The sequence below is a fragment of the Pseudomonas sp. UMAB-08 genome, from assembly GCF_900095225.1.
Taxonomy (GTDB): Bacteria; Pseudomonadota; Gammaproteobacteria; order Pseudomonadales; family Pseudomonadaceae; genus Aquipseudomonas.
The window spans coordinates 43,107-63,446 of record NZ_LT607427.1; the positions used below are offsets into that span (position 1 = coordinate 43,107).

A 20,340-nucleotide genomic window follows, 5' to 3' on the forward strand; every position below is an offset into this window, starting at 1 on the left:
CATGTCTTACTCAACTGTTTCTGCTGCCGCCTCCGCCAACGCTGCCCGTCGTGGCAGCGCAGTGTCTCGACGGATTCTGATCGGCCTCGGCTGGCTGGTTTTCATCCTGTTTCTAGGGCTGCCGTTGTTCATTGTGGTCTCTCAAGGCCTGAAAAACGGACTGGGCGCGTTCTTCTCCGCGATCTTCGAGCCGGACGCATTGTCGGCGCTCAAACTCACCGTGATCGCCGTGCTGATTTCGGTACCGCTCAACGTCGTGTTCGGCGTCAGCGCTGCCTGGTGCGTGAGCAAGTACTCGTTCCGTGGCAAAAGTATGCTGGTAACCCTGATCGACTTGCCGTTTTCGGTGTCACCGGTGATCGCCGGTCTGGTCTACGTCCTGATGTTTGGCGCTCAAGGCTTGTTCGGGCCGTGGCTACAGGATCACGACATCCAGATCGTGTTTGCCTTGCCGGGTATCGTGCTGGCAACGATTTTCGTCACCGTGCCGTTTGTTGCCCGCGAGCTGATCCCGTTGATGCAGGAGCAAGGCACGCAGGAAGAAGAGGCGGCGCGGTTGTTGGGTGCCAACGGCTGGCAGATGTTCTGGCACGTCACGGTCCCGAACATCAAGTGGGGTTTGATCTACGGCGTGGTGCTGTGTACCGCGCGGGCGATGGGTGAGTTTGGCGCGGTCTCGGTGGTTTCCGGGCACATTCGCGGCGTCACCAACACCCTGCCGCTGCACGTCGAGATCCTTTATAACGAATACAACCACGTCGCAGCGTTTGCCGTGGCGAGCCTGTTGCTGATCCTGGCGCTGTTCATCCTGCTGCTCAAGCAGTGGAGCGAGTCGCGCATTACCCGTCTGCGCCAAAGTGCGGCGGAGGAATAATTCATGTCGATCGAAGTCCGTAACGTCAGCAAGCGTTTCAACGCCTTCCAGGCTCTGAACTCAATCAATCTGGACATTCAAAGCGGTGAGCTGGTGGCCCTGCTGGGTCCGTCAGGCTGTGGCAAAACCACCTTGTTGCGCATTATTGCCGGCCTGGAAACCCCTGATCAGGGCAGCATCGTTTTCCACGGAGAAGACGTCTCCGGGCACGATGTGCGGGATCGCAATGTCGGGTTCGTGTTCCAGCACTACGCATTGTTTCGCCACATGACGGTGTTCGACAACGTCGCGTTCGGTCTGCGCATGAAACCGAAAAACCAGCGTCCGACCGAAAGTCAGATTGCGGTCAAGGTTCATGAGCTGCTGAACATGGTGCAGCTCGATTGGTTGTCGGACCGTTACCCGGAGCAACTGTCCGGCGGTCAGCGTCAGCGTATCGCGCTGGCCCGTGCGTTGGCGGTCGAGCCTAAAGTGCTGTTGCTCGATGAGCCATTCGGCGCGCTGGATGCCAAGGTCCGTAAAGAGCTGCGCCGCTGGTTGGCGCGCCTGCACGAAGACATCAACCTGACCTCTGTTTTCGTGACCCACGACCAGGAAGAAGCCATGGAAGTGGCAGACCGCATCGTGGTGATGAACAAGGGCGTGATCGAGCAGATCGGCTCACCGGGTGAGGTGTATGAAAACCCGGCCAGCGATTTCGTCTACCACTTCCTGGGTGACTCCAACCGCCTGCACCTGGACGACGATAACCATGTGCTGTTCCGTCCGCATGAGGTGTCGTTGTCGCGGCATGAGCTGGAAGACCACCACGCGGCCGAAGTGCGTGATATCCGGCCGTTGGGCGCCACCACTCGCGTGACCTTGAAGGTCGAAGGTCAAAGCGAACTGATCGAAGCCGAAGTGGTGAAAGACCACGACAGCCTGATCGGTCTGACGCGCGGGGACACCTTGTTCTTCAAGCCGAAGGTCTGGCAGAAACAGGCGGGTATCTGATTTGTTTGACGCGGCGTGTCAGGCACGCCGCGTCAAACCTTTCACCTGTGCAGGCTGCGCGGAGCCAGTTCATCCGCGAATGACGTCAATCAAACCAGCGCTTTCTTCCCGCGAACACCGGTAGGCCCGACACGCTCTTCTATGGCGTGCTTGAGTGGCTGCCGCAGCCCCAGCAAAAACGCGGCTTCGGCCACCACGAACAGGGGCCCGACGATCAGCCCCGACACATCGTCAACAAACGCCGGTTTACGCCCTTCGTAAAAATGGCCGACAAATTGAATCGCCCAACCCACGACAAACAAACCGACGCCGCTGCTCAGCCAGACCAGCGTCGACTGCACGGCGAGCATGTGACCTGGCCAAAGGGATAGGCCGAGCAGGGCGCCCATCACCACACCGAACCGCATGTCCAGGCGCAAATAGAACCCTGTAGACGCCAGCGCCAGCAGGGTTGCGGGCGAAAGCCATACGCCGCCTATCACGGCGCCGGGGCGCGAAAGGAGCACGGCCACCGCAATGACAATCAGCGGAATGCCGATAAAGTGACTGACGATGTTGCGTGTGTCGCGATGGTAGGCGGCGTATTGACTGAGATGATCAACGAGGTTTTTCATTGTTATTCCTCCTGTGGAACGATGATCATGCCTCGGGATTTGAAAGGGCTTTGTCTGTTACCCGACAAAGTCTGCAATTAAGGAGTTCATATGAGCGGAGCCGTATGGCGGACCCGACTGCTGACCGGGTACTGGTTCAGCAATCTGCCGGCTGGTTTACAGGACAGCTTGCTCGATGCCGCGAAAACGCGACGCCTGACGCCAGGCAAGCCCTTGTTCCGGCGCGGCGATCCGCCGTGCGGGTTGTATGCGGTGCTCGAAGGCGCGATTCGTATTGGCTCGGTCAGCGAGCAAGGCAAGCAGACGTTGCTGTCGCGGATCGAGCTGCCTTACTGGTTTGGCGAAGTGTCGTTGTTCGACGGCCTGCCGCGCACCTATGATGCATTTTCCGAAGCCCACAGTATTCTGTTGCAGGTCCCGCAGTCGGCGCTGGTGACTCTGCTGGAAAAAGAGCCTCAGTATTGGCGCCATTTCGCTTTGTTGATGAGTCAGAAGCTGCGCCTGACGTTCGTTCACCTCGAGCAGCAAAGCCTGTTGCCCGCTGCCGCCCGCGTGGCCTGTCGCTTACTGTTGATCGCCGAAGGGTATGGCGAGATCAATCGCTCGCGAGAGGTGATCGAGCTGCCCCAGGAGCAGTTGGCGCAAATGCTGTCGATGTCTCGCCAGACCATCAACAAAATCCTCAACGATTTTCAGGCTCAAGGCATCCTGGACATCAGTTATGGCGAAATCAGGATTCTAGACCTGGATAAACTGCGTGCGGCGGCCTCGTAATCAGCCTAGCCTAGACGCACGATAAATGAGGTGCACCATGCGTTTGCTGTTAGTGGAAAACGATCTCAGTACCGCCAATCACTTGGCCAAGGGGCTTGGCGAGTCGGGGTTTAGGGTCGACGTCGCGGAAAACGGCCTGTCCGGCCGCCATTTCGTTGAAGAGAAGGCCTACGACCTGATCATCCTCGATGCCATGTTGCCGGGCCTGAATGGCTGGCAACTGCTGCAACTGGTCCGTCAGCGCGGCAACACGCCCGTGTTGTTCCTGACTGCCCGCGATACCATGGAAGACCGGCTGCGCGGGCTGGAACTGGGTGCCGATGATTACCTGCTCAAGCCCTTTACCCTTGAAGAACTGCTGGTCCGGGTGCGGACCTTGCTGCGACGCGGGCCAACCGGCACTGCCGACAGCTACTCTATCGCCGACCTGGAAATCGACGTGCCACTCCAGCGCGTTAGCCGTGGCGGGCAACGGATCTCGTTGAGCGATCAGGAGTTCGAACTCCTGCAGTTGCTGGTCAGCCGTCAGGGCGATGTCATTTCACGCACGCTGATCGCTTCGCAGGTGTTCAACAATGACATCGACAAGGTCGAAATCGCCATCCATCGCCTGCGCTCGAAAATCGATGAGCGCTACCTGCCTAAACTGATCCATACCGAAGGTGTTGTGGGCTATCAGTTAGCGGTGCTGGAAGACTGATTGAGCCCTGTTGGCTGGCTCCTGCAGAACCCCTGTAGGAGCCAACTTTTGGTGATCAACCGATATTGAGCGTGTGTGGGTTATCGCTAATTATTCTAGAAACCTGTTACTTTTGACAGTACCTAATAAAAACAAAAAGCTTTATATTTTGTTTTCGCAAACATTGGATGGCGAAATAATAAAACCTGCTATTGAACAAGGATGTAACCGTATGCCAGTCTCAATCAGTACCATTCTCCGCAGTCATGTGCTCAACGGTGACTTTATCAAAAGATTTGCCGATTAGAATACTCCGAATATAAAGCTTATCAAGCGGGCCCCTTCGTGGCATGGCCATGCTGCTATAAGGTTTAGTCCGGGCGCTCAGAACGAACAGCTAATATAAAATGCCCCACAGAACATGTTCATCGTGAAACTCAGTGTACGAGCCTCCGATCTTAAAGTCCCTGACGAAATCGAGCTTTACGGAGTGCTACTTGCCGGGGGGAACCGGAAACGAGCGCTTTATAGTGCCTTTAGTAGGGCGCGCGTGCAGCGAATGGTCCAGCCTAGAGTACGAATTCACTCCGCCGGCTGGCTTGCTGTCGGGTTTCTAACTAGACGCCACGTCGGTATCCCACCCCTTGAGCGAGAAATCCATAATCGTAAAGCGGGTGAACCTGTTATCCGTCCCGTAGCAATTGAGTTCGATAGCGTTGAAGTTAATGATTAACTAGATAAGCATTGAAATGCAGTGAGGGGTCTATTAACAAAATGATGGGCCTCTCAGAAAAAATAAATCGACGGGAGCAATCAAAATGGAATGTGGCGCTACCATCGTTCCAACAAGTTGTCCTGAAAATACCCTGCCGTGATCCATTGGAGAATATCGCATGCTTATTTTTATAATAACACTTGAAGGAAAAACGCTTGAATTAAACGTGGAGCCCATTGACTCCATCGAGCATGTTAAAGCTACAATTGAGAAAAATGAAGGCATCCCCGCCATTCGCCAACGCCTTATTTGTGCCGGAAAACAGTTAGAAGACGGCCGTACGTTGTCCGATTACAATATTCAGAAAGAATCAACATTGCATCTAGCACTTAAGCTCTAAAATCTGTAGGCGCCAACGTGTTGGTGAAGGGCTTGACGTTATCTATCTGCCCAACCCCTCCCGGTAGAACGGCCCCTTCATCACTACGTGTTGAAGGGGCCGTTCTATGTCCGTCAGATGGCTGCGCCTGTGGCGCACAAAGTGATTGCGGTTAACGACATTGGGGCAGCCTGACTGCCCGGTAACGTTTCTGTCACAGCGTGTGGATAAGCTCGAATTGTAAGTTTATTTATGGGCCGCTCCTTAGGCAGGGGGCGGCCCTTTTTTTTGCCTGCCGAATCGCCAATCCTTATATTCTTTTAGGGTCTTAACAAATAGCTTCTTATTCCTTAACGAATATATGTCGCGTCCTTATACTTTGCCCATGAACGCAAACAGGCAGGAGGCGCACCCCATGCGTAACGAGTCGATCCGCTATCTGATCGTGCCAGGCTGGCAGGGGTCGCCTGACGACCATTGGCAAACGCATTGGCAGAACAGTTTGCCCAACAGCGCGCGCGTGGAGCAGGCCGACTGGCTCAAACCACGGCGCGAGGATTGGGTCGGTGAATTGCAGCGCTCGATTGCCGCTGACAGCACACCGGTGATCCTGATCGCTCATAGCCTGGGGTGCATCACCGTTGCGCATTGGGCCGAGCTCGCACCTTTGCAGTCGCTGCGTCAGGTGCGCGGTGCCTTGCTGGTGGCGCCGGCTGACGTTGAACGGCCGAACTGCTCGCCTGCGTTACGTAATTTCGCACCGATTCCAGGGCACCTGCTGCCGTTCCCGACCCAAGTGGTCAGCTCGGATAACGACACGGCGGTCTGTACTCAGCGCGCACTGGAACTGGCCCATAACTGGGGCGCCGAAGCCGGCATTCTCAGGGGGGCTGGGCACATCAATGTGAAGTCCGGCCATCAGCGCTGGGAGCAGGGCTTCGCCTATCTGTACCGCCTGCAAAACCGAATGGAACACCACGCTCTGCGTCGCGCTTGAATTCAATCGGCGCGGCAGATGTCGCGCTTCACTCATCGACCTCAATAATTTTTACGCCGGGCCCTTGGGCCCTATTGTCTATTTTTAACGCGTGAGTCGTCGCAAGGGCTCAGGCGGGAGTTTGCCATGAGCCTTCACGAAACCTTTGGTCAGCCGTTATTGACCTTCCCCGATGCGGAAAAAAGCCCGCTGAGCATTCGCGCCAAGGCGCTGGTGTTCGTCGACCCACGCTCGCGTCAGTTGCGCGAAGAGCTGGAGCAACTGGCGCCGCGCTCGTTACCGGTGCTGATCCGGGGCGAAACCGGCAGCGGCAAGGAGCTGCTGGCCCGGCACATCCACCGCGCCAGCGACCGTGGGGGCTTGTTCGTGTCAGTGAACTGCGGGGCGATCAGCCCGACGTACGCTGATGCCGAGCTGTTCGGCTATGCCGCCGGCGCTCACAGCAGTTCCGCCAGCAGCCGTGCGGGATGGTTTGGCTCGGCCAATGGCGGGACCTTGTACCTGGATGAAATCGGCGATTTGCCGCTGCCGATACAGATCAAACTGTTGGCTGCGCTGGAGAACCATGAAGTGACCCGCGTTGGCGCCCAGCAACCCAGCCCGGTGGACGTGCGCCTGGTCGCCGCCACCAGCATCGATCTGGCGCAGGCGGTGGCCGTCGGTAAATTTAACGAGCGGCTCTATCACTACCTCAGCGAAGGTCGACTGGACCTGCCCGCGTTACGCGAACGAGTGGGTGACATCCTGTCACTGGCCGAATATTTCCTCGGCATCTACAGCCAGCGTTTGAGTTTGCCGGTGCCATTGATCAGTGAAGCCGCGCAACAGGTATTGGAGCGACACAGTTGGCCGGGCAATACCCGCGAGCTGGAGAACGTTATTCACTTCGCGCTGTTGGTCAGCAGTGGCGATGAAATTCTCCCCGAACACCTCAATCTGCCCGACAGTACCAACCCTCTGACGCAGATCGAGCAACAGGTTGAGCAATTGCTCGCTTTCGCGCGTCCCGGTCAGCTGTCGGAATTGCAACGATTGCTCGAGCGCCTGAGCCAACGCGTGTCGCAAGCCCCACGTTAGACGCTGTGTTTCGTGCCGAGAATGGTGCTTGACCCTAATCAGCACAAAAAAGCATAAGCAGTCGCATAAAAAATATTGTCATGGAATAAGAAATATCGGTAATGTCCGTTTCACGCCGCTGAGTCATCAGGTTCAACCGATGAGCAGCGGCAACTCACTGATAAGCCGTCGTTTGTGACGACCGCGATTTTCGCTAAGGACACCGCATGAAAAAGACGTTGTTGTTGACCGCCCTCGCTGCTGCGCTTTCGATTGGCCTGGCCCACGCGGGTGAAAAACTGGTCGTCGGCGCTACACCGGTTCCGCACGCTGAGATTCTTGAGCTGATCAAGCCTGAGCTGGCAAAAGAAGGCGTGGACCTGGAAATCAAAGTCTTCAACGACTACGTGCAGCCGAACCTGCAGGTTTTCCAGAAGAAGCTCGATGCCAACTACTTCCAGACCAAGCCGTACCTGGATGGCTTCAACAAAGGCAAGAAGGCTGATCTGGTCACCGTCGTCGGCGTTCACGTCGAACCGTTCGGCGGCTACTCGTCCAAGTACAAATCCCTGGCTGACCTGCCGGACGGCGCAACTGTTGCCATTCCAAACGAAGGCAGCAACGCTGGCCGCGCACTCCTGCTGTTGGAGAAAGCCGGTCTGATCACCCTGAACGACCCGACTGACGCACTGGCAACGGTAAAGGACGTCAAGACCAACCCCAAGAACCTGAAGTTCAAGGAGCTGGAGTCGGCCATGTTGGCGCGCGCTTACAACCAGGTTGATCTGGACATGATCAACACCAACTATGCGTTGGAAGCCAAGCTCAACCCGAAGAAGGATGCACTGATTCTCGAAGGCGCTGATTCGCCTTACGTGAACTTCCTGGTGGCGCGTCCAGACAACGCCCACAGCGATGCAATCCAGAAACTGGCCAAGGCGCTGACCAGCCCTGAAGTCAAAGCATTCATTGCCAAGAAGTACGACGGCGCGGTACTGCCGGCGTTCTGATCTGAATTCAAGCGTTAACGTTTTTTACGCCGGCGGCTTTCATTAGCGTCGGCGTTTTTGCGTTTGGAGCAGGAGGTTATCTCCATGACCTGCGCAGCCGGATCGCTAGCGTGTTCAGTGATATCAATATTCCTTAACGGTATTTAAATTAAGTTTCTTATACCTATAAAGTTCTGACTCTTGTTACCCAGCACACCTGGAGTCGGAGTTCTCATGCCAGCAGCCTCCCAAGCGTCCTCATCTGCATACCTAGCCGATCAAGCATTCGACATACGCCCCTTCGCCGAAAAAGTGGGTGCGGAAATCATCGGCCTGGATCTGTCCCGGCCTCTCAGCGATGCGGACTTCGCCCGTGTCCATCAGGCGCACCTGGACTACCACGTCGCGGTGTTTCGCGATCAACACATCACCCCGCAGCAGCAGATTGATTTCAGTCGGCGTTTCGGCGTCCTGCAAATCCATGTGCTCAAGCAGTTCCTGCTAAAAAATCACCCGGAAATTCTTATCGTTTCGAACATCGTCGAGGACGGTCAGCCGATTGGCCTGGGTGATGCCGGCAAGTATTGGCACTCGGACTTGTCCTACAAGGAACTGCCGAGCCTCGGTTCGATGCTGCACGCTCAGGAGCTGCCTGACGAAGGCGGTGACACGTTGTTCGCCAACCTGCACCTTGCCTGGGATACGTTGCCGCACGCCCTGCGTGAGGCGGTCGAAGGCCTCTCGGCGGTGCATTCCTACACCTCGCGCTACAGCGAAGGCAAAAATGCTGCGAACTGGCGCCCGACGCTGACGTCCGAGCAGCTTGCACAAGTGGCTGAAGTGACTCACCCGATTGTGCGCACCCACCCAGAAACCGGGCGCAAGGCGTTGTTCGTCAGCGAAGGATTCACCACGCGCATCGTTGGCCTGCCGGAGGACGAAAGTCGCCAGCTGCTGGATGAGCTCTACGCCCACAGCGTGCGTCCAGAGCATGTCTATCGGCACCAATGGCAGCCCCATGATCTGGTGTTCTGGGACAACCGCTCGCTGATCCATTTGGCTGCGGGTTGCCCCACTGAACTGCGCCGCAAGTTGTTCCGTACCACCATTCAAGGTGATGCGCCGTTCTGATCGAGGGTCTGTTTCATGAATGCCGTTTTGCAGGGCCACACGGCCAGCGATAGCTTGATCGCAGACAAGGTCAATCAGCGGACCGCTGAGCCCTTGTTGCAAGTACAGGGCGTGAGCCTGGAGTACCGCACCCCCGAGCGGGTGGTGCGGGCGACCCATCAAGTGAGTTTTGAAATCGACCCGGCGGATCGCTTCGTGCTGCTGGGGCCCTCGGGTTGCGGCAAATCCACCTTGCTCAAAGCGGTGGCCGGCTTCATTCAGCCCAGCGAAGGGCAGATCCGTCTGGCGGGCGTGCAAATCAAAGAACCTGGCCCGGACCGGATAGTGGTGTTCCAGGAGTTCGATCAGTTGCCGCCCTGGAAAACCGTGATCCAGAACGTGATTTTCCCGTTGGTGGCGTCTCGCACCCTCAAGCGTCGCGAGGCCGAAGAGCGTGCGCGTTACTACCTGGACAAAGTCGGCCTGAGCGCGTTTGCCGATGCGTATCCGCACACCTTGTCTGGCGGTATGAAAGCGCGGGTGGCGATTGCTCGCGCCTTGGCCATGCAGCCAAAAATCCTGTTGATGGACGAACCCTTTGCCGCCCTCGATGCACTGACCCGACGCAAGATGCAGGAAGAGCTCCTGGCGCTGTGGGACGAGGTGCGCTTTACCTTGCTGTTCGTCACCCACTCCATCGAAGAAGCGCTGGTGGTCGGTAACCGGATTTTGCTGCTGTCGCCCCATCCGGGCCGCGTTCGGGCTGAAATCAACAGCCATCAATACGACCTGAATAGCCTCGGTGGTGTCGGTTTTCAGACCGCCGCGCAACGTATTCATCGCCTGCTGTTCGATGAGGCCGGGACCGAACCGACAGACCGCGAACTGAGCTTCCAGGATGTGCGCATAGCGTACTGAAACGCCGAGTTCCTAAACATGATCCACAAAGAGAATTCGAGCATGAGTATCCGAGAGGAATACGAAATCACCCTGGCGCCTTTTACCCAGGCGGCACTGGCGCGTGATATCCCGCTGACGCAACGTATCTGGCAACTGAGCTGGGTGCGCAAAAGCGTGATCCTGATCGCCCTGGCGGTGATCTGGGAACTGGCTGCGCGTGTGCAAAACAATGACCTGCTGCTGCCGAGTTTTTTGCAGACCGCCGCTGCTTTCTACGACGGCATCATCACCGGTGAATTGCTGAGCAAGGTCTGGATTTCCTTGACCGTGCTGGTCAAGGGCTACCTGATCGGGATCGTCCTCGCGTTCGGCTTGACGACGCTGGCGGTGTCAACGCAATTGGGCCGCGACCTGCTCAGCACGCTAACCGCGATGCTCAATCCGCTGCCGGCGATTGCCTTGCTGCCGTTGTCGTTGCTGTGGTTTGGCCTGGGTGAGAACAGCCTGATTTTCGTGCTGGTGCATTCGGTGCTGTGGGCGCTGGCGCTGAATACGTATGCGGGCTTTCTCGGCGTCTCGGAAACCCAACGCATGGCCGGGCGCAATTACGGTCTCAAGGGGCTGCGCTTCGTCTGGTTCATTTTGATCCCTGCCGCGCTGCCATCGATTCTGGCCGGGCTGAAAATTGGCTGGGCCTTCGCCTGGCGCACGTTGATCGCCGCAGAGCTGGTGTTTGGTGCGTCGTCGGGCAAAGGCGGATTGGGCTGGTACATCTTTCAGAATCGCAACGAGCTGTACACCGACAAAGTATTCGCCGGATTGGCAGCGGTGATTTTGATCGGCTTGCTGGTGGAAAACCTGCTGTTCAACAACATCGAACGCCTGACCGTAAAACGCTGGGGCATGCAGCGCTGACAACACGCCGTATGGACCGGACCACCGGACATGTCGCCTCTCTTATTACCTTCTTATCTACAGTGTGAGGATTTCATGGCCACTTCTTTCAAGCGTCCGGCGCTTACAGCACTTGCGACGGCATTCGGTTTATTCGGGGCACTCCTGAGCAGCGGCGCGCAAGCAGAAGGCAGCATCAGCATCGCCCAACAATTCGGTATCGGTTACCTGATTCTCGACGTGGTGCGCGATCAGCAGTTGATCGAGAAACACGGCAAACAGCAGGGCCTGGACATCAAGGTCGACTGGAACAGCATCTCGGGGTCTACGGCCATGAACGAAGCATTGCTGGCCGGTGCGCTGGATGTGGTCTCGGCCGGGGTTCCTCCGATGTTGACCCTATGGGACCGGACCAAGGGCAAACAGAACGTCAAGGCCATCGCTTCGCTGGGTTCGATGCCCAACTACCTGCTGAGCAACAATCCGAACGTGAAGTCGTTGAAAGACTTCACTGACAAGGACCGTATCGCCGTGCCCGCCGCAGGTGTCGGCTTCCAGTCACGCACGTTGCAGATCGAAACGGCCAAACAGTTTGGCGATGCCGACTTCAAACGCTTCGATACGATCTCCGTCAGCCTGCCGCACCCGGACGCCACCTCGGCATTGATCGCCGGCGGGTCTGAAATCAGCTCACACTTCTCCAGCCCGCCGTTCCAGTATCAGGAGCTGGAAAACCCGAAGGTGCATAAGGTGCTCAGCTCTTATGACGTGCTCGGCGGTCAGGCCACGTTCAACGTGCTCTACACCACCGAAAAATTTCACGATGAAAACCCCAAGACCTACAAGGCGTTCTATGACGCCCTGGCTGAAGCCGAGCACATCATCAAGGTCGACAAGCCTGCCGCCGCCCAAACCTACCTCCGGGTAGAGCAATCGAAATTGCCATTGGCCTTCGTCGAAAAAATCGTCGCCGACCCGGAAATCGATTTCACCATCACCCCTCAGCGCACCTTCATCTACGCCAGCAAATTGCACGAACTGGGCGTACTGAAAAACAAGGCTGACAGTTGGAAAGACTTCTTCTTCGAAGAGGCACATGGCACGCCGGGGAGCTGACACAGGCGCGCTGTAAAAACCTAGCATTTCTGCTAGCTAGACGACGTGAACGAAGCCGCCCACTCTAATAGTCCGTTGTTCCAAAGCCGAAAATTGCTATGGCTGCACAGAATAATCAAGTGAGGGATCGGGTCAGCTGCGCGTTGATGACCACTGACCAGCAGAGCTCTGTGCTGAACGCGGTGACTGCCGAACAACACCTGCGCATGGCCTACTCCCCCTACGGTCATCACGACGTTGTCGACGCGGTGCCAGGCTTACCCGGCTTCAACGGCGAACAACCCGATCCTGTGACGGGGCACTATTTGCTCGGCAACGGCTATCGGGCCTACAACCCGGTGTTGATGCGCTTCAACAGCCCCGACAGCTTGAGTCCGTTTGGTGAGGGTGGATTGAATGCTTATGCGTACTGCATTGGAGATCCGATCAATAGCCGTGATCCAACCGGGCATGCGGCCGACAGGAATAAAATTCTGGGGTTTGTCTGGGTTGGCGTGGGGTTCGCGGGGGCGGCGCTAGGTCTTTATGCGGCGGTGCCCGCCATGAAAGCGGTCACGAAAGCGCTAAAAAGCGGGGCTCCTGTCCCTACTGCGCAGATGCTTGCCGCTGTGGGGGCGACTGCACAGGTGGTGGCCAGCACTGCGTTTACGGCGAACCGGATTATTAACGAAATGAAGCCTGGCTCTGCTGCGCTGGAACCGCTCATGTGGGTCGCGGTGGGTTTTGGCGTTCCGTCCCTGGGATTGCGTATTTCAGCGCAGGTGGTCACCAAAGTAGGGCAAAGGGCAGCGGCTGTGCAGGCCAGGATCGCAACAAAGACTGCGATTAATAAAAATATGCTGTCGCTTTTTAAGGTTGCCAACGGAGTCATAAAAACCGGTCAGGAAATCCGCAGTGACTTACAGGTTACGCGGCTTTAAAACCTCCCGCTCTGTCCGGCCGATGCACGCTGGCTCATCAAGCATCACTTGCGCCACACACTCGCCAACCACGGCTGTTTCTCGCGGGGCAGGCCCTCGGGGCGGTAGTAGTGTTCGAGCTCGGTGAAGCCTGCGTCATTGAGCAGTTCGCGCCAGGTTTCCAGGTCGTGATAAGCGCCATAACGGCTGCCGTTCCAGCCTTCCTGGTTCTCGCCCCGTGGATTGGAGCTGAACAGCACCCCGCCCGGTTTCAGCGTTGCGTGCAGTTCGCGCAAGACCCGTGGCAGCTCCTGGCGGGGGACGTGGAACAACACCGCGTTGGCGAAGATGCCGTCGAAGCGCTCGGCCGGTAGATTGAGTTCGAGAAAGTTCTGCTGCAAGACTTCACAGCCGGTCTCGGCGCGGGCCATGTCGGCGAAACGCTCAGCGCCGTCCAGACCCACCGCAATATGGCCCATGGCGCTGAAGGTTTTCAGATCGCGCCCCGGTCCGCAGCCAAAATCGAGGATATGCCACGGCGCCTCGCCTTCGATATGCCGCAGCAGCGCGGCTATGTTCTGGCTGACGTCGTGGTCACGGGTGCCTTCGCGGAAGTCGTCAGCCACTTCGTTGTAGTGGCCGACGGTGGTGGCGGTGATTTTGGCGAGGTCCTGCGGGGCGAGTTTCATTGCGGGTCTGTCTGGGCGTGGGTAAGCGTTAAATATACCCCCGCCCAGCCGTTGTTCAATCACTCAACGTTTGTTCAGCACCTGAGCCAGCCGATCACCGCCAAACTGAATCACTGCGACCAGCACCACCAACAAGGCAATCACAGTGAGCATCACCTGGCTGTCGAAGCGCTGATAACCATAGCGGTAGGCGATGTCACCCAATCCACCTGCGCCGATAGCCCCGGCCATGGCCGACGAGTTGATCATCGTCACCAGCGTAATGGTGAATCCGCCGACGATACCCGGCAGCGCTTCGGGCAGCAGCACATGCCAGATGATGTGCCACCGGCGGCAGCCCATGGCTTGCGCGGCTTCGATCAGGCCATGGTCGACCTCGCGCAGGCTGACTTCAGCGATGCGTGCAAAGAACGGCGTCGCTGCGATGGTCAGCGGTACCACGGCCGCCCAGACGCCGTAGGTAGTACCGACGATCAGCCGGGTGAACGGAATCAGCGCGACCATCAGGATCAGGAACGGAATCGAGCGGAACAGATTAACGAAGCCGCCCAGCACGCGATTCAGAGTGGGCGCTTCATAGATCCCGCCTTTGGCGCTGGTGACCAGAATCACCGCCAGCGGAATCCCCAGCAGCAGGGCAATCAATGACGACACACCGACCATCAAAAACGTATCGATGACGCCTTGAAGCAGTCGATCAAACCACATAACCCAATACCTCCGCGCGTTGCGCCAGTGTGCGGGCGCGATTGAGTAATTCGTTTCGGTCATGGGGCGAGTGGGCGACCTCGATCACCAGATGCCCCAGTGCACGGCCCTGGATGCGCTCAACCCCACCCTGCAACAGGCTGATCCGCCCGCCAAGGGAATTGAACAGCGCGGCCAGGTCCGGCTCTTCGCCGCCAACGCCAGTGAAATGCAGGTCCAGTACCACCGCAGCCGTGGGGTGCTGTGGCTCGGGGTTCAAGCGTGCTTGCACGTCTTCGGGGAGCCCGTGTTGCAGCGGCGCCAGCAAGGTTTTACTGACGTCGTGCTGAGGGTTGCCGAACACTTGCCACACGGGGCCGTGCTCGACGATTTGACCGTGTTCAAGCACCACCACCCGGTCGCAGATATCGCGGATGACCGCCATCTCATGAGTAATCAAAATGATGGTCAGGCCTAACCGTTTATTGATCTCGCGCAGCAGGCCGAGGATTGATTGCGTGGTCTCCGGGTCGAGCGCCGAGGTGGCCTCGTCGCACAGCAGAATCGCCGGGTCATGGACCAGGGCGCGGGCAATCCCCACGCGCTGTTTTTGTCCGCCCGACAGTTGCGCCGGGTAGGCCTTGTGCTTGTCTTGCAAACCGACCAGTTCCAGCAGTTCGGCGACTTTGCGCTGGCGCTGTTCACGTGGCACGCCAGCGACCTTGAGCGGCAGCTCGACGTTCTGCCACACGGTCTTGGCCGACATCAGGTTGAAGTGCTGAAAGATCATCCCGATGCGTCGCCGCAGCTGCACCAGATGGTCTTCGTCGAACTCGCTGATGTCCACCTGATCGATCAGCACCCGACCACTGCTCGGGCGCTCCAGACGGTTGATGGTCCGAATCAATGATGACTTGCCCGCGCCGCTGCGGCCGATGATGCCAAACACTTCGCCGCGTTGAATCGCCAGGTCGATGTTCTGCAGTGCATCCACCGGCCCGTGCTGGCTGTCATAGGTTTTGCCCAGGTTGATAAAGCGCACATGGGCCCGATTCAAGTCAGGGTGCAGCTCCGAGGGCTGCTCGGCCTTGGGGGACTCATGCGGTAACTGGCGTTGGGCAGTCGCGTTCATGTTCAGCCTTCCCAGCCTGCTTGATAGAGTTTGCCGTGGGCTTTATCCAGGGCGGCGCGAACAACCGGCGAGTGCTGATAGATGTCGATGAACTTGGCCAGACGCGGGTCATTTTTGTTCTCGGGCTTGATCACGAACTGGATCACGTATTCCTTATGATCCAGCCCGTCGAACAGCAACGCGGAACCGGCATCAAAGGTTTTCGACAGACGAATATAGGCCGGGTAGCCCTGCACCAGATCGGCGTCATCGTAGGCGCGCACCAGTTGCACGGCTTCGACCTGAATCAGTTTTATTTTTTTCGGGTTGGCGATGATGTCTTCTTCGGTGGCCTTGTAGCCGACGCCCGGTTTGAGGGTGATCAGCCCGGCTTTGGCCAGCAGTTGCAGGCCGCGTCCGCTATTGATTGGGTCGTTGGCGATGGCCACGGTGGCGCCAGTCGGTAGCTCATCGAAGCTTTTGTATTTCTTCGAATACAGCCCGACGTTGTTGATGATCCCGGACGCGTAAGGCACCAGATGGAAGCCCGCTGCGGCGTTGGCATTTTCCAGGAACGGGACGTGCTGGAAGTAATTCACGTCGATATCGCCGGCCGCGAGGCTGACGTTCGGGGCTATCCAGTCGCTGAACTCCACCAGCTCGATCTTCAGGCCTTGCTTGCCGGCTTCTTCGACGGCTGCTTCCAGCGGGATGGCAAAGGCGGCGGTGGTGCCGACTTTGAGCGGTTTATCGTCGGCGTGGGCGTTGAGGGTGAAAAGCGCGAGGGCCAGGGTGATGAGGGTTTTGGTCATGGCTGAAATCCTGGGAGTAATAAGGGCTGGAGTTTGATGTCATTCGATAGGCCGTCATCGCGGGCAAGCCCGCTCCTACAAGGACCTCGATCATTTGTAGGAGCGGGCTTGCCCGCGATCGACTGCGCAGCGGTCGCCCCGATATTCGGAGACATGCCGGTAGCCTGCTCCGGGGTGTTGCCCCGGCAACCGCGCTCCACCCTCGGGAAACAGTTTCTCCCGCAGGGTGCCGCTGTCATAAGCGGTTTTGTAAGAGCCACGGCGTTGCAGTTCCGGAATCACCAGATCGATGAAATCCGCATAGCTTTCCGGGGTCACGGTGCGGGTCAGGTTGAAGCCGTCGAGGCCGGTTTCGGCGATCCAGGATTCCAGCTCGTCAGCGACCTGTTCAGGCGAACCGACCAGGGTGACGTAGCGTCCACCCAGCGCGTGTTGATCGAGCAGTTTGCGGCGGGTCCAGTCGTTGTTTTTCAGGTTTTTGGTCGCCGACTGGATCGCGTTGCTTTTCACGTACTGGATCGGCTCGTCCAGTTTGTACTCCGCGAAGTCGATCCCGGTAGAGGCCGCAAAGTGTGCAACGCCTGCTTCGGCGCTGGCGTATTCCAGATACTCCCGCTGCTTGGCGCGTGCCAGCTCCTCGGTGGCGCCGACAATCACGTTCAAGCCCATGAACACCTTGATGTCCTCGGGGTTACGCCCGGCGGCCTTGGCGCTGGCGCGAACCTTGTCCACTTGCTCGCGGGTCGCGACCTTGTTTTGTCCGCTGATGAACACGCACTCCGCATGGCGTCCGGCGAACTGCAAACCGCGATCAGAAGTGCCTGCCTGAAACAACACCGGCGTGCGCTGCGGTGACGGTTCGCAGAGGTGATAACCCTCGACCTGATAGAACTCACCCTTGTGCCGAACCTTGTGCACTTTTTCGGGCTGGGCATAGATCCGTTGCTGGCGATCATTGATCACCGCGTCATCTTCCCAGCTGCCTTCCCAGAGTTTGTACAGCACCTCCAGGTATTCATCGGCCTGATCATAACGACGGTCGTGTTCGACCTGTTCGCTCAGGCCAATGGCCTTCGCCGCACTGTCCAGGTAACCGGTAACAATGTTCCAGCCCACTCGGCCACGGCTCAGGTGGTCGAGGGTCGACATGCGCCGGGCAAACAGATACGGCGCTTCATATGTGAGGTTGGCGGTCAGGCCGAACCCCAGATTCTTGGTGACTGCGGCCATGGCCGACAGCAGCATCAGTGGGTCATTGACCGGCAACTGGATCGACTCTTTGAGCGTTACATCCACCGAGTTCTGATACACGTCGTACACGCCGGTGATATCGGCGATGAACAAGCCGTCGAACAAACCGCGCTCCAGCAGTTGCGCCAACTCAGTCCAGTATTCGAGGGTCTTGTACTCGGTGGAGTTGTCCCTGGGATGCGTCCACAGGCCATGGTTGATATGGCCAATGCAGTTCATGTTGAACGCATTAAGGAGGATCTTTTTCTTGGTCATCAGAGGGTCCCCCGCAGCGGCGGGTTTGTATCGTTGAGGTAGTAATTGCCGATGGCGTGATATTTCCAGCGCACCGGGTCGTGCAGGGTGTGCACGCGGGCGTTGCGCCAGTGACGGTCCAGGCCATGCTCGGCCAATGTGGCTTGACTGCCAGCCAGCTCGAATAAAGTGCTGCCCGCTGCAAGAGAGATTTCGGTACTGATGGCGCGTGCTTCGGCCACCGCAATGGACGCGGCGGCGACGTATTCAACGGTGCTGTCGGCCTGAGCGCGATCAAGGAACTCACCGGCACGTTCCAGCAGCGCTTCGGCCGCGTGCAGGCGAATGCCGAGCTTGCCGAAGCTGTGCAGGGTCAGCGGGTCGTCCACGGCTTTTTCGATACCGGAATCAATCCATGGCCGGGTGCGCGTGCGGACGAAGTGCAACGCGTCTTCATAGGCTGCGCGGGCGATGCCGGTGTCGATGGCCGCATGAAGAATCTGTGCCAGCGGGCCTACGGTGGTCGGCCGTTCGAAGGCGGTTTGAAACGGCACTACGTCATCGGCGCTGACAAACACGTTATCGAACACCACCGAACCGCTGCCGGTGGTGCGTTGGCCGAAGCCGCTCCAGTCATCGATCACCGTCAGGCCCGCTGCGTCACGCGGGACGAAGGCCAGTTGCTGCACACCCTGTTCGTCCACCACCGAGGTCGGTATGCGCTGCGCATACAAGGCGCCGGTCGCGTAAAACTTGCGGCCGTTGATGCGATAGCCATCGCCGTCCCGGGTCAGGCGCGTAGTGCGGTCGTGGGCGGTTTTGGTGCCCAACTCGGCCAGTGCATTGCCGAAGCGTTGCCCGGCCAATACGTCTGCGTAGAGGCGTTTTTGCTGCTGAGCGCTGCCATTCACGCGCAGCACCTCAAGGGCATAGAAATGGTTCTGAGGAATCTGTCCGAGGGACGAGTCAGCCTCGGCGATCAGTTGTGTGACCTTGGCCAGGGTGACGGTGGAAACACCCGCGCCGCCGAAGGCTTTCGGCACGCTGATGCCCCACAGGCCAGAGCGGGAAAACAGTTCCAGTTCCTCGTGCGGCAGACGGCGTTCACGGTCACGCAGGGCGCTGTCGCGCTTAAAATGTTCAGCCAGCTCGGCGGCCACGTTCAAGGCTTGGGCGTCGCTGTCGATCACTGCCGTCTTTTGCGGCAGGTGCGATAAAAGGCTCATACGTTCTCCAGTGGTCTGGTCAGATCCAGGAATGCCGGGCCGGCACAGTGCCGTTCAGGTGGTAGGCGCCGACGGCGTGGTATTTCCAGCGCACCGGGTCGTGGAGCGTGTGAACGCGAGCGTTGCGCCAGTGGCGGTCGAGGTTGAACTCGGCCAGGGTGGCGCGGCTGCCTGCCAGCTCGAACAGCTTTTCGCTGGCGAGCAGGGAGATTTCAGTGGTCAGGACCTTGGCTTCTGCAACGGCAATCGAGGCGCGAGCGGCAGAGGCTACGTCCACGGGCGCGGCGTTGACCTCATCCAGCACCTGACCCGCTTTGCGCAGTAATGCTTCGGCGGCGTGCAGTTCGAGTTTCAGTTTGCCGATGTCGGCGATCACGTACAGATCGTCGCTGGCGCGTTCGACGTTGGCATCGATCCACGGACGCGAGCGCTCGCGGACAAAACGAATGCTGTCGTCGATGGCTTCTCGAGCGATCCCGACATCGATGGCCGCCTGGATCAATTGCGATACGGCCCCCTGAATGTTCGGCGTTTGTGCCAGGCGCCAGTTCTCGACGATGTGCTGGGCTTCCACCGGCACGTTATTGAGCAGCACCGTACCGCTGGCGGTGGTGCGCTGGCCAAAGCCGGACCAGTCATCGACGATGCGCAAACCCGGCGTGCCACGCGGGACGAATGCCAGCACTTGTTGACCGTCATCGTTCAGCGCCTTGACCGCGACCCAATGTGCGAACAGTGCGCCAGTGGAGTAGAACTTCTGGCCGTTGAGGACAAACCCGTCGCCCTTGGCGGTGATTCTCGCTTTGATATCCAGGGTGTTTTTGGTGCCGCGTTCAGGCCCGGCATTGCCGATGCGCCAGCCATCCAGCACGCTTTGAAACAGCTGCTTCTTTTGTGTCGGGCTGGCACTGCCCAGCAGTGAATGGAGAATGCCGACCTGGTTCTGCGGGATCTGCCCCAGCGCGGGGTCGGCGGCGGAAATGATCTTGAACACCTCCGCCAGGGTCACGAATGAAACCTGCGGGCCGCCGTATTCACGGGGGATGGAAATGCTCCCCAGCCCGCTGCGGGTGAAGTGTTCGATTTGGGCCCACGGCAATTTGCGCTGACGATCACGTTGTGCCGCCTGTAAGCGCGCGAGTTGCGCCAGCTCGTGAGCGGCGGCGATGGCTTGGGCGTCGTTACTCAGGACCTTCGCTGGCAATAGCAGCGGGGCGATGTCCAGATCGCTCTGGAGGGGTGTAGCCACGAGATCCGACATCAGCGCCGCTCCGTGGCGGTACGCAATGCCCTGGCGATCTGCACGGGGGTAATTGTGACAGTGACCATTCCAAACCTCAC

The 20,340-nt window shown here is 58.3% G+C and carries 21 protein-coding genes; 13 read left to right on the forward strand and 8 right to left on the reverse strand.

Going from position 1 to position 20,340, the window contains the following annotated elements; translation table 11 throughout:
- The first annotated feature begins 1 nt into the window (after nt 1).
- Together cysW and K0F75_RS20115 are read left to right on the forward strand one after the other, a co-directional pair.
- Nucleotides 2-874 (forward strand): sulfate ABC transporter permease subunit CysW, encoded by an 873-nt coding sequence (gene cysW, locus K0F75_RS20110; protein WP_219063722.1) that lies wholly within the window; start codon nt 2-4, stop codon nt 872-874.
- Nucleotides 875-877: 3 nt separating this feature from the next.
- Nucleotides 878-1,867, forward strand: coding sequence for a sulfate/molybdate ABC transporter ATP-binding protein (locus tag K0F75_RS20115; protein WP_219063723.1), 990 nt, complete (start codon nt 878-880; stop codon nt 1,865-1,867).
- A gap of 89 nt (nt 1,868-1,956) precedes the next feature.
- On the opposite strand, the gene K0F75_RS20120 is transcribed toward K0F75_RS20115, so the two are convergent.
- Nucleotides 1,957-2,481 carry a DUF962 domain-containing protein gene (locus tag K0F75_RS20120; protein ID WP_219063724.1) on the reverse strand — a complete coding sequence of 175 codons (525 nt, stop codon included), beginning with the start codon at nt 2,479-2,481 and terminating at the stop codon, nt 1,957-1,959.
- Between the two features lie 90 nt (nt 2,482-2,571).
- Here K0F75_RS20120 and K0F75_RS20125 point away from each other — a divergent pair, with 90 nt between their 5' ends.
- The 11 genes from K0F75_RS20125 (at nt 2,572) to K0F75_RS26325 (ending at nt 13,010) form a co-directional block, all read left to right on the forward strand.
- Nucleotides 2,572-3,255, forward strand: coding sequence for a Crp/Fnr family transcriptional regulator (locus K0F75_RS20125; RefSeq protein ID WP_219063725.1), 684 nt, complete (start codon nt 2,572-2,574; stop codon nt 3,253-3,255).
- 37 nt (nt 3,256-3,292) lie between these two features.
- On the forward strand, nt 3,293-3,955 hold the full coding sequence (locus K0F75_RS20130; protein WP_219063726.1) for a response regulator: 663 nt from the start codon (nt 3,293-3,295) through the stop codon (nt 3,953-3,955).
- Nucleotides 3,956-4,827: 872 nt separating this feature from the next.
- Nucleotides 4,828-5,049, forward strand: coding sequence for a ubiquitin-like protein (locus tag K0F75_RS20135; protein ID WP_219063727.1), 222 nt, complete (start codon nt 4,828-4,830; stop codon nt 5,047-5,049).
- A gap of 394 nt (nt 5,050-5,443) precedes the next feature.
- The gene (locus K0F75_RS20140; RefSeq protein WP_219063728.1) at nt 5,444-6,025 is read left to right on the forward strand and encodes an alpha/beta hydrolase; all 582 of its coding nucleotides are present in this window, start codon (nt 5,444-5,446) and stop codon (nt 6,023-6,025) included.
- A 126-nt stretch (nt 6,026-6,151) separates the two neighbouring features.
- A complete protein-coding gene (locus K0F75_RS20145; RefSeq protein ID WP_219063729.1) occupies nt 6,152-7,102 on the forward strand; it encodes a sigma 54-interacting transcriptional regulator in 951 nt (316 codons plus the stop codon).
- A 206-nt stretch (nt 7,103-7,308) separates the two neighbouring features.
- Entirely contained in the window at nt 7,309-8,091 is a 783-nt protein-coding gene (locus K0F75_RS20150; RefSeq protein ID WP_219063730.1) for a MetQ/NlpA family ABC transporter substrate-binding protein, read from the forward strand.
- 213 nt (nt 8,092-8,304) lie between these two features.
- Nucleotides 8,305-9,201, forward strand: coding sequence for a TauD/TfdA family dioxygenase (locus K0F75_RS20155; RefSeq protein ID WP_219063731.1), 897 nt, complete (start codon nt 8,305-8,307; stop codon nt 9,199-9,201).
- A 15-nt stretch (nt 9,202-9,216) separates the two neighbouring features.
- Complete coding sequence (locus K0F75_RS20160) at nt 9,217-10,098, forward strand: ABC transporter ATP-binding protein (RefSeq protein ID WP_219063732.1); 882 nt, start codon at nt 9,217-9,219, stop codon at nt 10,096-10,098.
- A gap of 42 nt (nt 10,099-10,140) precedes the next feature.
- Entirely contained in the window at nt 10,141-10,995 is an 855-nt protein-coding gene (locus K0F75_RS20165; RefSeq protein ID WP_219063733.1) for an ABC transporter permease, read from the forward strand.
- Nucleotides 10,996-11,070: 75 nt separating this feature from the next.
- A complete protein-coding gene (locus tag K0F75_RS20170) occupies nt 11,071-12,090 on the forward strand; it encodes an ABC transporter substrate-binding protein (RefSeq protein ID WP_219063734.1) in 1,020 nt (339 codons plus the stop codon).
- Nucleotides 12,091-12,236: 146 nt separating this feature from the next.
- Nucleotides 12,237-13,010, forward strand: a complete 774-nt coding sequence (locus K0F75_RS26325; protein ID WP_257604451.1) for an RHS repeat-associated core domain-containing protein — start codon at nt 12,237-12,239, stop codon at nt 13,008-13,010.
- 44 nt (nt 13,011-13,054) lie between these two features.
- Here K0F75_RS26325 and K0F75_RS20180 read toward each other — a convergent pair whose 3' ends face one another.
- The 7 genes from K0F75_RS20180 to K0F75_RS20210 form a co-directional block, all read right to left on the reverse strand.
- Complete coding sequence (locus K0F75_RS20180) at nt 13,055-13,678, reverse strand: bifunctional 2-polyprenyl-6-hydroxyphenol methylase/3-demethylubiquinol 3-O-methyltransferase UbiG (protein ID WP_219063735.1); 624 nt, start codon at nt 13,676-13,678, stop codon at nt 13,055-13,057.
- Between the two features lie 63 nt (nt 13,679-13,741).
- Nucleotides 13,742-14,386 carry a methionine ABC transporter permease gene (locus K0F75_RS20185; RefSeq protein WP_219063736.1) on the reverse strand — a complete coding sequence of 215 codons (645 nt, stop codon included), beginning with the start codon at nt 14,384-14,386 and terminating at the stop codon, nt 13,742-13,744.
- On the reverse strand, nt 14,376-15,497 hold the full coding sequence (locus K0F75_RS20190; protein ID WP_219063737.1) for a methionine ABC transporter ATP-binding protein: 1,122 nt from the start codon (nt 15,495-15,497) through the stop codon (nt 14,376-14,378). The genes K0F75_RS20185 and K0F75_RS20190 overlap by 11 nt, the downstream gene beginning before the upstream one ends.
- A gap of 2 nt (nt 15,498-15,499) precedes the next feature.
- Nucleotides 15,500-16,288: a MetQ/NlpA family ABC transporter substrate-binding protein gene (locus K0F75_RS20195; RefSeq protein WP_219063738.1), complete on the reverse strand. Its 789-nt coding sequence runs from the start codon at nt 16,286-16,288 to the stop codon at nt 15,500-15,502.
- A gap of 90 nt (nt 16,289-16,378) precedes the next feature.
- Nucleotides 16,379-17,794: an LLM class flavin-dependent oxidoreductase gene (locus tag K0F75_RS20200; protein ID WP_219063739.1), complete on the reverse strand. Its 1,416-nt coding sequence runs from the start codon at nt 17,792-17,794 to the stop codon at nt 16,379-16,381.
- The gene (locus K0F75_RS20205; RefSeq protein WP_219063740.1) at nt 17,794-18,999 is read right to left on the reverse strand and encodes an SfnB family sulfur acquisition oxidoreductase; all 1,206 of its coding nucleotides are present in this window, start codon (nt 18,997-18,999) and stop codon (nt 17,794-17,796) included. Before K0F75_RS20205 ends, K0F75_RS20200 begins: the two co-directional genes overlap by 1 nt.
- A gap of 19 nt (nt 19,000-19,018) precedes the next feature.
- Nucleotides 19,019-20,260, reverse strand: a complete 1,242-nt coding sequence (locus K0F75_RS20210) for an SfnB family sulfur acquisition oxidoreductase (protein WP_219063741.1) — start codon at nt 20,258-20,260, stop codon at nt 19,019-19,021.
- Nucleotides 20,261-20,340: the final 80 nt, after the last annotated feature.

Excerpts from the sequence above, each read along its gene's own strand:
- cysW (WP_219063722.1), top strand. The coding sequence starts at position 2 with ATGTCTTACTCAACTGTTTCTGCTGCCGCCTCCGCCAACGCTGCCCGT.
- K0F75_RS20140 (WP_219063728.1), top strand. The coding sequence starts at position 5,444 with ATGCGTAACGAGTCGATCCGCTATCTGATCGTGCCAGGCTGGCAGGGG.
- K0F75_RS20155 (WP_219063731.1), top strand. The coding sequence starts at position 8,305 with ATGCCAGCAGCCTCCCAAGCGTCCTCATCTGCATACCTAGCCGATCAA.
- K0F75_RS20130 (WP_219063726.1), top strand. The coding sequence starts at position 3,293 with ATGCGTTTGCTGTTAGTGGAAAACGATCTCAGTACCGCCAATCACTTG.
- K0F75_RS20135 (WP_219063727.1), top strand. The coding sequence starts at position 4,828 with ATGCTTATTTTTATAATAACACTTGAAGGAAAAACGCTTGAATTAAAC.
- K0F75_RS26325 (WP_257604451.1), top strand. The coding sequence starts at position 12,237 with ATGACCACTGACCAGCAGAGCTCTGTGCTGAACGCGGTGACTGCCGAA.
- K0F75_RS20210 (WP_219063741.1), bottom strand. The coding sequence starts at position 20,260 with ATGTCGGATCTCGTGGCTACACCCCTCCAGAGCGATCTGGACATCGCC.
- K0F75_RS20165 (WP_219063733.1), top strand. The coding sequence starts at position 10,141 with ATGAGTATCCGAGAGGAATACGAAATCACCCTGGCGCCTTTTACCCAG.
- K0F75_RS20120 (WP_219063724.1), bottom strand. The coding sequence starts at position 2,481 with ATGAAAAACCTCGTTGATCATCTCAGTCAATACGCCGCCTACCATCGC.
- K0F75_RS20200 (WP_219063739.1), bottom strand. The coding sequence starts at position 17,794 with ATGACCAAGAAAAAGATCCTCCTTAATGCGTTCAACATGAACTGCATT.
- K0F75_RS20170 (WP_219063734.1), top strand. The coding sequence starts at position 11,071 with ATGGCCACTTCTTTCAAGCGTCCGGCGCTTACAGCACTTGCGACGGCA.
- K0F75_RS20195 (WP_219063738.1), bottom strand. The coding sequence starts at position 16,288 with ATGACCAAAACCCTCATCACCCTGGCCCTCGCGCTTTTCACCCTCAAC.
- K0F75_RS20185 (WP_219063736.1), bottom strand. The coding sequence starts at position 14,386 with ATGTGGTTTGATCGACTGCTTCAAGGCGTCATCGATACGTTTTTGATG.
- K0F75_RS20150 (WP_219063730.1), top strand. The coding sequence starts at position 7,309 with ATGAAAAAGACGTTGTTGTTGACCGCCCTCGCTGCTGCGCTTTCGATT.
- K0F75_RS20145 (WP_219063729.1), top strand. The coding sequence starts at position 6,152 with ATGAGCCTTCACGAAACCTTTGGTCAGCCGTTATTGACCTTCCCCGAT.
- K0F75_RS20205 (WP_219063740.1), bottom strand. The coding sequence starts at position 18,999 with ATGAGCCTTTTATCGCACCTGCCGCAAAAGACGGCAGTGATCGACAGC.
- K0F75_RS20115 (WP_219063723.1), top strand. The coding sequence starts at position 878 with ATGTCGATCGAAGTCCGTAACGTCAGCAAGCGTTTCAACGCCTTCCAG.
- K0F75_RS20180 (WP_219063735.1), bottom strand. The coding sequence starts at position 13,678 with ATGAAACTCGCCCCGCAGGACCTCGCCAAAATCACCGCCACCACCGTC.
- K0F75_RS20125 (WP_219063725.1), top strand. The coding sequence starts at position 2,572 with ATGAGCGGAGCCGTATGGCGGACCCGACTGCTGACCGGGTACTGGTTC.
- K0F75_RS20190 (WP_219063737.1), bottom strand. The coding sequence starts at position 15,497 with ATGAACGCGACTGCCCAACGCCAGTTACCGCATGAGTCCCCCAAGGCC.
- K0F75_RS20160 (WP_219063732.1), top strand. The coding sequence starts at position 9,217 with ATGAATGCCGTTTTGCAGGGCCACACGGCCAGCGATAGCTTGATCGCA.